We start from the raw sequence: 14280 nt of genomic DNA on the forward strand, positions 1-14280 counted from the left end.
GCTTTACTTTCTTTAAATATCCGTTGCTGTCTGTTCCATTGACGGTTTTTCTTTTGGTTTGCGGACCAAGAAGAAAACCGTCAAGCCGAAGAAAATCGCAAAGAGGACAACGGCCATAATATAGTTGCTTAAGATACGTTCCCCGATGTAAAAATAGGTTGAACGTAAGAGGGTGCCAAAGAGATAGGTAATATAACTATAGGAAGCCAACTCGTTTTTCTTTTGGAATAGAAAGACAATAGTTGCAACCAGGAGCACAAACAAGATGATAACGATAGCTTTGTTCGCTAGATTTGTCTCAAATGCGAAAGCTGTTTTTAGAGCACTCACTGTTGCAGGATCAAAGACTGCACCCATTTTTTCTTCTTCAAATTTGAGAAAGAAAGTTGTCCATACTTTAATCAAAGTAGAAATCATTGACAACACTACCAAAATATATAAATGAATTGGTTTTTTCATAACACATCCCTCCTGTATGATTGTTTTATTACAATCGATTATACTCCTTTATTTTTGGCTTGTCAATCGATTTTTACAAAAAGTATAGAGCGTTTTCTCTGTTTGCTTTCGTCTGTCTACTATTTCACATTCTGACGGCGGTAGGTGGTCGTCAAGTCAAGCAGGTTGGCTTCCACTTCTGCTGTTAACTGCTCTTTTGTCATGCGCCATGTCCAGTTTCCGCCAAGGGTATTTGGCAGATTCATCCGTGCAGAACCGTCTAGTTCGAGCAAATCTTGCATGGTAGCAACTGCCATAAAAGCGACAGAGCCAAAGAGCATGCGGAGCATGGCATGGTTAATCGATTCATCTGGGAGACGGTTGCTGTATGCATCTAAATAGGCTTTCGCTTGATCACTTACTTCGTTCTCATACCAACCACGAATCGTACTATTATCATGCGTACCAGTGTAGGCCACAACATTTCGACGATGGTTATGTGGAGCTTCAATACTATCTCCGTATGGATCAAAGGCAAATTGCAAGACTTTCATACCAGGGAAGCCTGTCGTTTCGCGCAGTTCAATCACCTTATCAGTGACAGAGCCCAAGTCTTCTGCGATGATGTTTAAATCTCCCAAAGCTTCCTTGATGGCTGCAAACAGTTCAAAACCTGGTGCTTCTACACGATAGCCATTCACAGCAGTTGTCTCCCCTGCTGGAATTTCCCAGAAAGAGGCAAATCCGATAAAGTGGTCAATTCGCACCATATCATACAATTTGAAACTCTCACGCAAGCGAGCAATCCACCAAGAAAAACCGTCTGCCTTCATTGCCTCCCAATCGTAAATCGGATTGCCCCACAACTGACCGATTTCTGAAAAAGCATCTGGTGGGCAACCTGCAACCACACTTGGACGACCTTCTTCATCTGTCTTGAAGAACTGTGGATTCGCCCACATATCGGAAGAATCGGCTGCGATATAAATCGGCATATCTCCGACGATGTCAATCCCACGCTCATTTGCATAGGCTTTCAACATCCGCCATTGACGGAAGAACAGATATTGCGTCACACGGTGATAGTCTATCTTATCTGCTAATTGATTACGATAAGAGGCAAGAGCTTCTGGTTCTCGTCTACGGATGGCATCATCTTCCCAATCTGTCCACGCCTTGAGATCAAAATGTTCCTTAATGGCCATATACTCTGCAAAATTATCCAACCAAGAAGCCTGCTCTTCTAAGAATCCCTGGTAATCTGCCGGAAAGCCTTGTTCCTTCATACGCGCTACAACTTTTTCCAAGACCGGACGACGACCATGGAAGATTTTTGCATAATCTACTTCAGTTGGATTGTCTCCAAAATCGATTCCTTCTACTTCATGTGCTTCTAACCAGCCCTCTTTCATCAGTAACTCAAAATCAATGAAATGCGTATTCCCTGCAAAGGCTGAAAATGACTGATAAGGAGAGTCCCCATAACTCGTTGTCCCTAAGGGTAAAATTTGCCAATAGCGTTGCTTGGTCCGTTCCAAAAAATCCACGAAATCATAAGCAGACTGCCCGAAAGTACCAATTCCGTAGCCCCCTGGTAGAGAGGAAATGTGAAGTAGAACCCCACTGTGCCGTTCTTTCATGTCGTAACTCCTTTTATAATATACTATTTGTTTGCCTTCACAATCAAGCAAACGTTTGCTCGCTAACATTATATACTGTTAGCGCTAACAAATCAAGTCCTATTTAATAAGAATCTATGTTTTTTCTATGTTTTTTCTAAAATGAAACAGATAACCTACTCCTAACAAATTTTTTTAAATTTTTTCAAAAAAAGACTTGCAAACGCATTCATTTTGAGATATAATAAATTTAACAAGCAAACGTTTGCGCCAACCGTAAGCGTTTTACTACACTACAATTATTCTTGGAGGGGATAATATGAAACATAAATTGATTAAGAGCGTTGCTCTTCTTGCTGCTACGACAAGCGTACTTGCGGCTTGTTCGTCCAATAAACCAGCTTCTAATGATGCAGCTGCTGATGGTAAAAACTTATCCGTCTATGTAGACCAAGGTTATAAGGAATACATCGAGAAAGTTGCAGAAAACTTTGAAAAAGAAACTGGTGTAAAAGTTTCTGTTAAAACAGGGGATGCCCTTGGAGGACTTGATAATCTTTCTCTTGACAACCAATCTGGTTCAGCGCCTGATGTGATGATGGCACCGTACGACCGCGTAGGTAGCCTTGGATCAGAAGGTCAATTGTCAGAAGTAAAACTTGCTGAAACAAGTATGACAGATGACACGACAAAAGCACTTGTCACAAATGGTGGAAAAGTCTACGGTTCACCTGCTGTTATCGAAACGCTCGTTCTCTACTATAATAAAGACTTGATTACCGAGGCTCCAAAAACATTTGCTGACCTAGAAGCACTTGCAAAAGATAGCAAATACGCCTTCCCAGGTGAAAATGGTAAAACAACAGCCTTCCTTGCTGACTGGACAAACTTCTACTATACTTACGGACTCCTTGCTGGACATGGCGGTTATGTATTCGGTGACAATGGTACTAATCCAAAAGAAATTGGTTTAAACAACGAAGGTGCTGTTAAAGCGATTGAATATGCTAAAACATGGTATGGTCAATGGCCTCAAGGTCTTCAAGATACTTCAGCAGCAGCTAACCTTATCAAGACACAATTTACAGAAGGTAAAACTGCAGCTATTATCGATGGTCCATGGCAAGCAGCTGCTTACAAGGACGCAAAAGTAAACTATGGAGTAGCAACTATTCCAACCCTTCCAAATGGTAAAGAATACCAAGCATTTGGTGGTGGTAAAGCGTGGGTTATCCCAGTTGGCGCACAAAATCCTGATGCAGCTCAAAAATTTGTCGATTACTTGACATCAACTGACCAACAAAAAGCACTTTACGACATGACAAACGAAGTGCCAGCCAATACTGAAGCTCGTGAATACGCAGTAGGTAAAAAAGATGAATTGACAAGCGCGGTTGTTGCGCAGTTCGCTGCTGCTCAACCACTTCCGAACATCTCTGAAATGAGCACTGTTTGGGAGCCAGCTGCAAATATGCTCTTTGAAGCTGCAAGCGGTAAAAAAGACGCTAAAACAGCTGCAAATGATGCTGTGAAATTGATCGAAGATACCATTGCACAAAAATACGGCCAATAAGCAGAATGACTGAATAAAAGGCTGGGTTGAGTCCCAGTCTTTTATTCAAATATACTAGTCAACAACTATCGCTTACTAGAAAGGAGATTTTAGGATGACTCAGCAAAACCCTAGTAAAGCCCTCCTATTGTCCTTGATTCCAGGTCTTGGACAACTCTATAACAAACAAAAAGCAAAAGGCTTCATCTTTCTTGGAGTAACGATTGCTTTCTTGCTCTATCTAATGACAATTGCTTCTGGAGAGATTGCAAACCTCATCACACTCGGAAGCCAACGGGGACGTGACAATTCCCTCTTCATGCTGATTCGTGGCTCTTTCCACCTTATCATCATCGCAGTTTACCTATTCTTTTATGCCTTGAATTTAAAAGACGCAAAAGATACAGCCAAACGCTGGAATAGTGGCATTCCTGTGACAACGACCCTCAAGGGCATGTTCCAGAATATCTATGAGAATGGTTTTCCTTATCTCTTGATTATTCCGTCTTACGTAGCCATGACCTTTGCGATTATCTTCCCTGTCGTGGTAACACTGTTGATTGCCTTTACCAACTACGATTTCCAACATTTACCACCGGGTGCCTTGTTGGACTGGGTTGGTCTTGCCAACTTCTCCAATATCTGGTCATTGAGTACCTTCCGCAGTGCCTTTGGATCTGTCTTATCTTGGACCATTATTTGGGCTTTATGCGCTTCAACTGCTCAGATTGTCATCGGTATTTTAACAGCCATTGTAGCCAACCAACCTTTTATCAAAGGAAAACGTATCTTTGGGGTTATCTTTTTGCTTCCGTGGGCAGTCCCTGCTTTCGTCACCATTTTGACCTTCAGCAATATGTTTAACGACAGCGTGGGGGCAATCAATACACAGGTTCTTCCATTCTTGAGCAAATTCTTGCCATTTATTGACAATTTCCTCATTCCATGGAAAACAGACCCATTCTGGACAAAAGTCGCTTTGATTATGATGCAAGCTTGGCTTGGTTTCCCATATATCTACGTATTGACCTTAGGGATTTTACAATCTATTCCAAACGATTTGTACGAAGCAGCTTACATTGACGGGGCTAGTCCTTGGCAAAAATTCCGCAGTATTACCTTCCCAATGATTCTTGCGGTGGCTGCACCAACCTTGATTAGTCAGTATACCTTCAACTTCAACAACTTCTCTATCATCTACCTCTTCAACAATGGAGGACCTGGTAGTGTCGGTGGGGGAGCTGGTTCCACCGATATCCTGATTTCATGGATTTATAAATTAACTACAGGAACATCTCCACAATATTCTATGGCGGCAGCCGTGACCTTGATTATTTCGATGATTGTCATCAGTATCTCCATGATTGCTTTCAAGAAATTAAACGCCTTTGAAATGGAGGACGTATAAGATGAAACTTTCCGTAAAATTTAAACGTCGTCTTAGTCAGACTTTGACCTATCTCTACTTGATTGTCTTGTCTGTTGTCATCATCTATCCGCTGTTGATTACCATTATGTCTGCCTTCAAATCAGGAAACGTGGTGGCCTTCAAGTTGGATGGAAATATCAACTTTACTCTGGAAAATTTCAGCAAACTGTTTAGCGAAACCCTATATGGCACTTGGTACTTCAACACCTTAATTATAGCCCTCTTGACAATGGCTGCCCAAACCAGTATAGTGGTACTAGCAGGATACGCTTATAGCCGTTATAACTTCCTCGCTCGTAAACAAAGTTTAATTTTCTTCTTGATTATCCAAATGGTGCCGACAATGGCTGCCCTCACGGCCTTCTTCGTTATGGCTTTGATGCTAAATGCCCTCAACCAAAGCTGGTTCCTCATCTTCCTATATGTCGGTGGTGGAATTCCAATGAATGCTTGGTTGATGAAAGGTTACTTTGATACGGTGCCAATCTCTCTTGATGAGTCTGCAAAACTGGACGGAGCTGGACACTTCAGACGTTTCTGGCAAATCGTTCTCCCTCTTGTTCGTCCAATGATTGCTGTACAAGCACTTTGGGCATTTATGGGGCCGTTTGGCGATTACATCTTATCTAAGTTCTTACTTCGTGAGAAAGAATACTATACCGTTGCCGTTGGTCTTCAGACCTTTGTCAACGATGCGAAGAATTTGAAAATCGCATATTTTGCAGCTGGAGCGATTCTTATTGCTCTGCCAATCTGTACCTTATTCTTCTTCCTTCAAAAGAACTTTGTATCTGGTTTAACGAGTGGTGGTGACAAGGGATAATCTTTTGTCCCACCTTTTCTTTTGCCTGAAGGCAGGTATACGTGCAAGAAGCACCAAACGAGCGTATCCAATAACAATCAAGAGCACTGCTTGTATTTGACCAAAGTGAGCTAAGAACTAATCAAATCATCTAGTCTTTTCGTTTTGACAAGACAGTGTAATAAATCAAAACTGATAGACAGTAGAAATGAGGACTCCTATGCTACCCTACCCCTTTTCTTATTTTTCCAGTCTTGTAAAACCGCAAAAGATGTTTGCAAATCGACATGCTATGACACTCTGGCAACGTCTCTTTACAACGCTTTTTCTGATTGCGCTTCTGGTCATTCCCTCATCTTTACAAACCGTTCAACTGAGCAGCTATCCGCTTGATCAGTTTATCGATGGTATTTATGACCCCTTAACAGAGCAAGTCGTGACAGACTTGGCTAACCATAGCAAATTGGATAACGGGCGATTGACCTATACTGGAACAACTACCTATTCAGATGTTACATTCGGTCAGAAAGTACCGCAAAGTGCTGATTTTACTTACCAATTCAATACTGAGCAGCTGACCATTCGTAAAGGGGAAACCACCTTGGTCGAAATACCTTATCAGGGATTTGAAACAAGTAGCTTCCAAAACAAAGAAGCCTTAACTGCTGCTATTTCACAGGCCTGGTATCAGCAAAATCGGTTACCTATCAGCCTCACCATTACTCTCATTTCTGCTCTTCTTTTAGGCGCAAACGTGCTCTTTATCGTCCTTGGAGCAACCTTCTTCCTCTATCTAACGAAAAATTCTAAACTCTTTCACTTGCAGTCCGTCAAGGAATGCTATAATCTGGCCCTGAACTGTCTCGGCTTACCTACGATGATTGCTTGCTTTGTCGGTTTATTTGGACAAACGGTGACAACTGTCATGACGGTACAAAATATCTTATTTGTCCTTGTTTTACTCTGGGTATTTTTCACAACGAAATTTCGGGATTGGGCTTAGGAGGTTTGTATGCGTGCTACCATTAAAGATGTTGCAAAACTAGCAGGGGTTTCCCCCTCAACCGTTACCCGTGTCATTCAAAACAGCTCTGCTATTAGTCAAAAAACCAAAGACAGTGTCAGAAAGGCCATGGCAGAACTCAACTACCATCCCAATCTCAATGCCCGAAGTCTGGTCAGTAGCTATACTCAAGTAATCGGGCTCGTTCTACCAGATGACTCAGATATTTTCTATCAAAACCCCTTCTTTCCAACAGCTTTACGTGGCATTTCTCAGATCGCAGCCGACCATAATTATGCTATTCAAATTAGTACCGGAAAAGATGAAAAACAACGGCTTGAAGCCATTTCCCAAATGGTATACGGCCGGCGGGTAGATGGGTTAATTTTCCTTTATTCAAAGCCTGATGATCCTCTCGTACAGTTAGCAATTCAGCATAATTTCCCATTTTTGATCTTGGGAAAAGCTGCGTCGCCATTTATTTCCCTAGTCGACAATGACAATATTCAAGCTGCCTTTGAAGCGACAAGCTACTTTATCCAAAAAGGGTATAAGAATCTCGCTTTTGTTGCTGGAAATAAGGAACTCGTGGTATCACAAGACCGCTATAAAGGCTATAAAAAAGCACTCAAAGCCTACAATATTCCCCTTGATGATAGCAAGGTCAAATTCAGCTCTGGTTTCCTCTTGGAAGACAGCAGTTATAAAATCATGAAAAAACTCATGAAGCAAAAACCAGATGCTATTGTTACAACCGATACCATGGTCGCGGAAGGCATTCTACATTATCTGAATGAAATCAATATACAGCTCCCCATTATTTCTTTTGACTCTGTTAAACCAAAGCTAGCAATCGATGCCTACGTGGACGTTCATGCAATTCAATTGGGACGTGTCGCCTGTGATACCCTACTGCAAATTATCAATGATAGCAAGGAGGAAAAACAGATTTGCTATCGTCGTGTAATTCCACATACCATTACTGAACTTTAGAAAGGAGCCATTGGCTCATGGCCTTACGACAATTTAAAGCCTACCTTGATGACCAAGCAAGCATCCGTATTCTGCTTGAGAAACGCTTTGATCATCCTGATATGACCTTCCATATTGCCTCTCATCAGGCAGAAGAGGAATTAGTTATCCACAGCCGCATGGAGCAAGGTGAGACCGTAACCTATTTTCTAGCAAGTCTTCACCCCCTTCACTTGACGGGTGATTATACTATTTACGATCAGGACCGAAACAAAACTGAACTTGCCTATGGACACATTGTCCGCTCTCCTCTCTTTGAGCAGACCTTCACTTATGACGGCGATGACCTTGGATCCCACTATAGCCTAACTCACACTCAGTTTAAACTATGGGCTCCTATCTCAAAAACTGTCTTTCTAGTCCTTGAGGGCACACCTTATGCCATGAAACGACAAGAAAAGGGAGTCTGGCAAGTAACTGTGACAGGTGATTTAGACGGCGCCAGCTATCATTATCTCCACAAGGTCAATGGAGTGTGGCTTTCTGTCCACGATCCCTATGCTCTATCTTCTAAAGCAAACTCTGGTGATAGCTACGTTATCAATCTAGCCAGACTCGCTAAACCACGCCGGGCTCGTACTCAAATACCAGCTGCACAAGCCATTGTCTATGAAATGAGCGTCCGTGATTTCTCACAACAGGCAAGTGCCGGATTTGCACATCCCAGCCAATTCCTCGGTCTGACTGAATCCCCTCAACTAGAAGACATGACCCTTGGCATGGACTACATCAAAAAACTTGGAGTGACCCATATCCAGCTCATGCCCCTCTATGATTTCGGTAGTGTTGATGAGAATTATCCACAGGCTGTGTATAACTGGGGATATGACCCCGTACAGTACAATGTCCCAGAAGGCTCGTTTTCTAGCGATCCAGATGACCCTTACGCACGGATTTGTGAATTGCAAACAGCCATTCAAGCCTACCATGATGCCGACATTAGCGTCATCATGGACGTTGTCTACAATCACGTCTACCACGCTGAAGAATATGCTTTTGAGCGTATCGTTCCTGGCTATTTCTATCGGTATCAGGAAAATGGTCTCCGTACAGACGGTACCTTCTGTGGAAATGATGTGGCGAGCGAACGCAGTATGGTTCGTAACTACATCAAACAATCCCTCCGCCAATGGACGACCCTTTATGGATTTGATGGATTCCGATTTGATCTCATGGGTATTCTTGATGTCGAGACCATGAATCAAATTGAGACGGAGCTTCGGACACTCCACCAAAATATCTATCTATATGGTGAAGGATGGAAAATGACAACAGGGCTTGATTTTGATCAGCTAGCGCATCAATACAATGCTGAAAAACTACCAACACTTGGCTTCTTTAATGACGACTACCGTGATACATTCAAGAAAGTCCTACTCAAGCCAGAACAGTTGGTGACAAGACAACTGCACGAAAAAATTCAGCACCTCTTATCAGGAAGCTGTTTCAGTCATTTTCGCAGCCCTGAACAATCGGTCAATTATATCGAATGCCATGACAATGCAACGGTCTTTGATTATTTCCATATCGAAAATCCTGACTGGACTCCGCACCAGCAAAAACGCGCAGCTAGCTTCGGTCTACAACTGATTCTCATCTCGCAAGGTATGGCCTTTCTTCATAGCGGACAAGAATTTTTCCGCACCAAAGATGAAATCGACAATACCTACAATATTCCAGACCAAGTTAACCGTCTTGACTGGACAAGAGCTGCTTGCTACCATGAGCATATCCAGTTTATCCGTGAATTGATTGCCTTCCGCAAAGAGCACCCTATTCTTGCGCAAGCTGACTACCAAGCTATTCAAGCTAGCTGTGATTTCTACTGGCTAAGCGAATCTGTCCTACGCTACACCGTCACCTCAGATACGGAGCGGATTCAGTTTATTATTAACTTTTCAAACGCTGACTTTAACTATGAAAAAGAAGTGAACCAAACTGTCCACTTCACCTTCCCACCAATGAGCGAGGATAGCAACCACATCCTTCTTGCTGGCCAAAGTATCTGTATCTTAGAAGATAAGTAACGCTTACCGATAGAACACAAAAACACTAACCAGTTTATAGCTGATTAGTGTTTTTTGATTTTGGTACATCAGAATAGGAGCTAAAAAGTAAGGATCTTTTTTGAAGGACTAGCGTTCTTGTACAGTTTGTTACTGTTGAAATTCCATTTTTTCCAAAAAGGCTTGAATTTTTTCAGGCACGCCCAATGAGATCTTTAAGAGCACAGCATCATCTAAAATCTTCTGGGTATAGCGATCCATGTACTCTTTATCCTGCAATTCCTCTGAGCTTTGGTGCCACTTAGCGGGTGCAGGGTAAACGGTAATCGTGCCATCGCCGTTGCTAGTATAGGTGATGGCCGTTGAAGCAGGTGAAGCGACAATCATACGAGTCGGCTTCGTATAACTTTTTCCGAAATCACTATACAGACACACTTTTGTCCCTGCAGGCATTTCTGAAGTCACTACTAGATTAGGAGCGCTCCAGTCGCCCAACATACTATAAATGCGAGCCGCTTCTACTTGCTTTTCTGTATAGCCTGGAAACTCTTTGCTTTCCGCATCCGTCACGGAGGTCATGGTCGGCATCGACTCTTCGTCTGCTCGGTAATAAAATGAATCAGCTACTAAATCTGGACTTTGCCCAGCTCTGATGCGATCCTTCTTCTGATCTGATTCATCTTGGAAAAATTGATTGGTCAAATCAATCCCCGCTGGGATGAAACTGATGGCGGCATAAGGGAGCTGTCCTCCTGCTGCGCCATCTTCACGTAGCTGCATCGTCTCCTGTCGGATAGGCATGTTTACCAAGCCTCGGGTCGCATCAAAATACAAGGTTTCTCCCTTGGAGGTTTGCCACAAACCTTGGACAGAGCTGTAGTCTCCTGCCACTACGGCAGCTACATCCATAGGAGGCACCACCTTCTTTTCCGCAGAAGCTGCTGTGCTGCTGCTTGAGCTAGTTTCTGTCGTAGTCGTCTGCTGGCTAGAAGATTCTGTCGATTGCGCCGTTTCTTTTGGCGCGGGTGTCTGCTGACAAGCTGTCAGACAGAGAAGAACGACGATTCCTAGTACACTCTTTTTCATTATATCTCCAATCATTTTTAGTACAAGAAGAAATTTTGAACCCAATGCAGCATTCCATCTGCTTCAACTACTGAAACAGTTGTATACTCATAATCAGGCTTTTCAATGTTGCGCTTATGCCCCGGAGAATCTAACCACTGTTTTAAAACGTAATCAGCGGCATTCTCTTTCTCGTGATTCATGGCAATATTTTCTCCAGCTGGGTGATTTGGGAATAGTGTGCTTTGGCTTTGATTTGTCCCCGGAATTTTATGTGAGTACTCGTAAAGCATTTGCTTCGCCCGCAAATCGCTTCCGGCTTTGGTTTCATCCAACCAAATGAGTTTGTTCAACCCAAGAGAAGCACGATAATCATTCATCTTATTGAAGAAATCTTTTGCGAAATCATCACGATAGCGATAAATTTTTTGTTTTGCTTCATCTTTAGTTTTATAGATATTGAATCCAGTAGGATATTCATCTGCTTTCGCAAATTTCCATCCTGCTTCGTAATCAACACTCATTTTAGCTTTCATAAGAATAGAGCCATCAGCTTGTTCTTCTTTTTGCCATCCATTAAATACCCAACCACTAAGTTCACCTTCGTTTAAAGATTGCTCCAAGAAGAATTCTCCATTATGAAGAGTTTTTGGCGCTTCTTCGAATTCTTTTCCTTCCTCTAACTTTACAGTCTTAACTGGGAAATAATTAAGACCTGTAGACCAATGTTTCACCCCTTTAGGATTTTCGACGATATACTGTACAGTGACATATTTAATATCTTCGTATTTAGAGTAGATATCCAAGTCACTCGTTACAACATCAGACGATGCAGACCAGGCGATGAAGCGTTTACCTTCTACTTCTTTTAGGGTTGGTGGAGTAGCTGACTGGCCGTGTTCGACAACTTCTGTCTTGACCACCTCTTTTTCCACATCAAAGAATTGAACACGATAGGTTTTTATCCGATAGACAGGAGTCAGCACGGTATCTTTCGTGATTGCAATGTCGCTCAAACCAACATTTTGACCATTCTCGTCCACAAAGTTCGTGAGAGTGTAGCCTTCTTTTTCATACTGGGCAAGATTTGGGCTGACTGCCTCTTGATAGGTCTTCGTAAAGGTCTCCATAGCCTGACCTTGTTCATCATTTACAGTAACATGATAGTGATCTTGGCTATAGTGCGCTTTTACTATCGTATCTTCAGTAGCCGTAACGGATTGTGGTTCCCACTTGACAAAGGTATAGCCAGGAATTTCAAATAGACTAGGATAGTCTGTTTCCTTGATATCTGTCTCTTCTTTAAAGATTTTTGTAGCGAGATCTTTTAGTTCTTGACCATCTTGATCTACGGCAACAAAACGGACAGGCAGATTTGCATATACACGTTCGAAGATAGCATTTACTTCCATATCTCCAGTTACATTTGTTAGGTCTTTATCCCAACCAACAAAACGATGTTTTGCTTTAACAGGATTTTTTGTAGCAAAGGCTGTTCCATCCATGCCATGAGGAATTTTTGCAAGAGTAAGTGACATACCATCTACTTTAAAGAGAACACGATATTCTTTCTTCGCATAAATAGCTTTTATAGTGGTATCCTTATCGAACTTCATTTGAGTTGTTGACCAACGAACAAAGTCATGTCCTTCTTTTTCTTTCGGAGTCGGGAAAGTGACTTGCTCACCACGTAAAGCCCGAACGGTCGTCCTTTCTCCATCTTGATCAAACGTAATCGTCAACGGAATTTCCTTTACAGAAAGGATGATAGTCATATCTTTTGTGATTGGAGAACCATCATAGTCAGAACCAGTAATTTCATACCCTTCAATGAGAACAAGAGGCTTATCAGCTAAAACATCTCCATGAGCGATAGTTTCTGTATGAACTTTTTGACCAGTTGAAGTTATATACTGAACCGTGTATTCTTTTTCCTTATACTGCGCAACTACTTGAAGGTCACTTGTGACCGAATCAAAGGCTGTTGACCAGCCAACAAATACTTTTCCTTCTAACACAGGAGCATCTGGCGCCGTAGCGGCTTTCCCTGCTTCAACCTCCTCTGCCTTCACTACTTGACCAGCTACCATAAAGGTTACCTTATATGTTTGCGATTCTATTGGCTGACTTGGAGTAATGGCATCTGTCCCATCATCTGACATACCTGGCTGAGTTGTCGGTAGAACTGCATCTACTGACATACTTGGCTGAGGCTGAGTCGCTGGTGGGACAGTACCCACTGGCACACTTGGGTGAGATTGTGTGGTTGAGGGGACTGTGTCTACTGACATGCCTAGCTGAGTCGTCGGTGGAACTGCATCTACTGACATACTTGGCTGAGGCTGAGTCGTTGGTGGGACAGTACCCACTGGCACACTTGGGTGAGATTGTGTGGTTGAGGGGACTGTGTCTACTGACATGCCTGGCTGAGTTGTCGGTGGAACTGCATCTACTGACGTACTTGGCTGAGGCTGACCGGTCGATGGGACAGTACCTACTGGAGAACTTGGATTGGTTGAAACAGTAGGATTTGTCGGCTCAACGGGCTTACTCGAAGTAGTCGTTTGAACAGCAGATGATGGTAGAGAAGATAAAAAACGGCCTTCTGAGGAAGTTGACTGGTTTGCTAACGAACTACTGAGGGTAGCTGAAGTTTCATCAATCGTGGCAGTATCGACCGTGTTCGACCTTAAAGCAGTCGCAGGCAGATAACCTACATACCTATAACCTGGAATCTCCACTACATCTGGCAGTTCTTGCCCTTTTTGCAAGCTGAATTGCTGATTATAGCCTGATAGTATCTGGCTTTCTAAAGCCAAGACAGTCGTTGAAGCTCCGATACTGGTCAACAAGAACAAACTTGTGATGACATGGCGCTTCTTCTTCCCCCGCCCTACTATAGCCATTCCTACCACAAACAAGCTTGTCCCAACCATACCTGGTACGAGCAAGGAGCGACCATCACTTGTCTTTGGTAATACAGATGACTGGTTCGCACGAAACACCAGATAAAAGGTCTGGTTTTGGTCTGTTGTATTTTCTGGTAGATTTTCGATGATTTGCTTCTTCTCATCTACAGTTAGCTCTGCCTCAGCTATATATTGGTAATCCACTGTAAAATATTGCTGCTCACTCGCCATTTCCTCAGCAGCTACTGGGACAGGTAAGCCACCAAACGAGCCAAAAAGGGCTGAACCTACCGCCAAAGAGACTGCTCCAATGGCGACTTTACGGATGGAATAGCGTGTCACGGATTTCCAACTCGACGGGGTGTTCTTTTTCATTTAACATACTCCTTTTTAATTACAATCATATCTATATTATAATATGCTAC

10 protein-coding genes are annotated in these 14280 nt (G+C 42.7%); 6 read left to right on the forward strand and 4 right to left on the reverse strand.

The window, feature by feature from the left end; translation table 11 throughout:
* Window positions 1-12: 12 nt before the first annotated feature.
* Together ABPH35_RS01355 and malQ are read right to left on the reverse strand one after the other, a co-directional pair.
* The gene (locus ABPH35_RS01355; protein ID WP_349987771.1) at window positions 13-459 is read right to left on the reverse strand and encodes a hypothetical protein; all 447 of its coding nucleotides are present in this window, start codon (window positions 457-459) and stop codon (window positions 13-15) included.
* A gap of 119 nt (window positions 460-578) precedes the next feature.
* Window positions 579-2078 (reverse strand): 4-alpha-glucanotransferase, encoded by a 1500-nt coding sequence (gene malQ, locus ABPH35_RS01360; protein ID WP_349987772.1) that lies wholly within the window; start codon window positions 2076-2078, stop codon window positions 579-581.
* Between the two features lie 298 nt (window positions 2079-2376).
* Between malQ and ABPH35_RS01365 the strand changes: the two genes are divergently transcribed.
* The 6 genes from ABPH35_RS01365 to pulA all read left to right on the forward strand — a co-directional run bounded on the left by ABPH35_RS01365 (window position 2377) and on the right by pulA (window position 9902).
* On the forward strand, window positions 2377-3630 hold the full coding sequence (locus ABPH35_RS01365; RefSeq protein WP_349987773.1) for an extracellular solute-binding protein: 1254 nt from the start codon (window positions 2377-2379) through the stop codon (window positions 3628-3630).
* A 94-nt stretch (window positions 3631-3724) separates the two neighbouring features.
* The gene (locus ABPH35_RS01370) at window positions 3725-5017 is read left to right on the forward strand and encodes a carbohydrate ABC transporter permease (protein WP_349987774.1); all 1293 of its coding nucleotides are present in this window, start codon (window positions 3725-3727) and stop codon (window positions 5015-5017) included.
* 1 nt (window position 5018) lies between these two features.
* Window positions 5019-5861 carry a sugar ABC transporter permease gene (locus tag ABPH35_RS01375; protein WP_349987775.1) on the forward strand — a complete coding sequence of 281 codons (843 nt, stop codon included), beginning with the start codon at window positions 5019-5021 and terminating at the stop codon, window positions 5859-5861.
* 199 nt (window positions 5862-6060) lie between these two features.
* Window positions 6061-6843, forward strand: a complete 783-nt coding sequence (locus ABPH35_RS01380) for a hypothetical protein (RefSeq protein WP_349987776.1) — start codon at window positions 6061-6063, stop codon at window positions 6841-6843.
* Between the two features lie 9 nt (window positions 6844-6852).
* Entirely contained in the window at window positions 6853-7836 is a 984-nt protein-coding gene (locus tag ABPH35_RS01385; RefSeq protein ID WP_349987777.1) for a LacI family DNA-binding transcriptional regulator, read from the forward strand.
* 17 nt (window positions 7837-7853) lie between these two features.
* The gene (pulA, locus tag ABPH35_RS01390) at window positions 7854-9902 is read left to right on the forward strand and encodes a type I pullulanase (RefSeq protein WP_349987778.1); all 2049 of its coding nucleotides are present in this window, start codon (window positions 7854-7856) and stop codon (window positions 9900-9902) included.
* Window positions 9903-10031: 129 nt separating this feature from the next.
* Here pulA and ABPH35_RS01395 read toward each other — a convergent pair whose 3' ends face one another.
* Both ABPH35_RS01395 and ABPH35_RS01400 read right to left on the reverse strand, forming a co-directional pair.
* Window positions 10032-10967: a DUF6287 domain-containing protein gene (locus ABPH35_RS01395; RefSeq protein WP_349987779.1), complete on the reverse strand. Its 936-nt coding sequence runs from the start codon at window positions 10965-10967 to the stop codon at window positions 10032-10034.
* Between the two features lie 17 nt (window positions 10968-10984).
* Window positions 10985-14230, reverse strand: a complete 3246-nt coding sequence (locus tag ABPH35_RS01400) for an InlB B-repeat-containing protein (RefSeq protein WP_349987780.1) — start codon at window positions 14228-14230, stop codon at window positions 10985-10987.
* Window positions 14231-14280 lie beyond the last annotated feature (50 nt).

This window comes from Streptococcus handemini (assembly GCF_040984445.1).
GTDB lineage: Bacteria > Bacillota > Bacilli > Lactobacillales > Streptococcaceae > Streptococcus > Streptococcus handemini.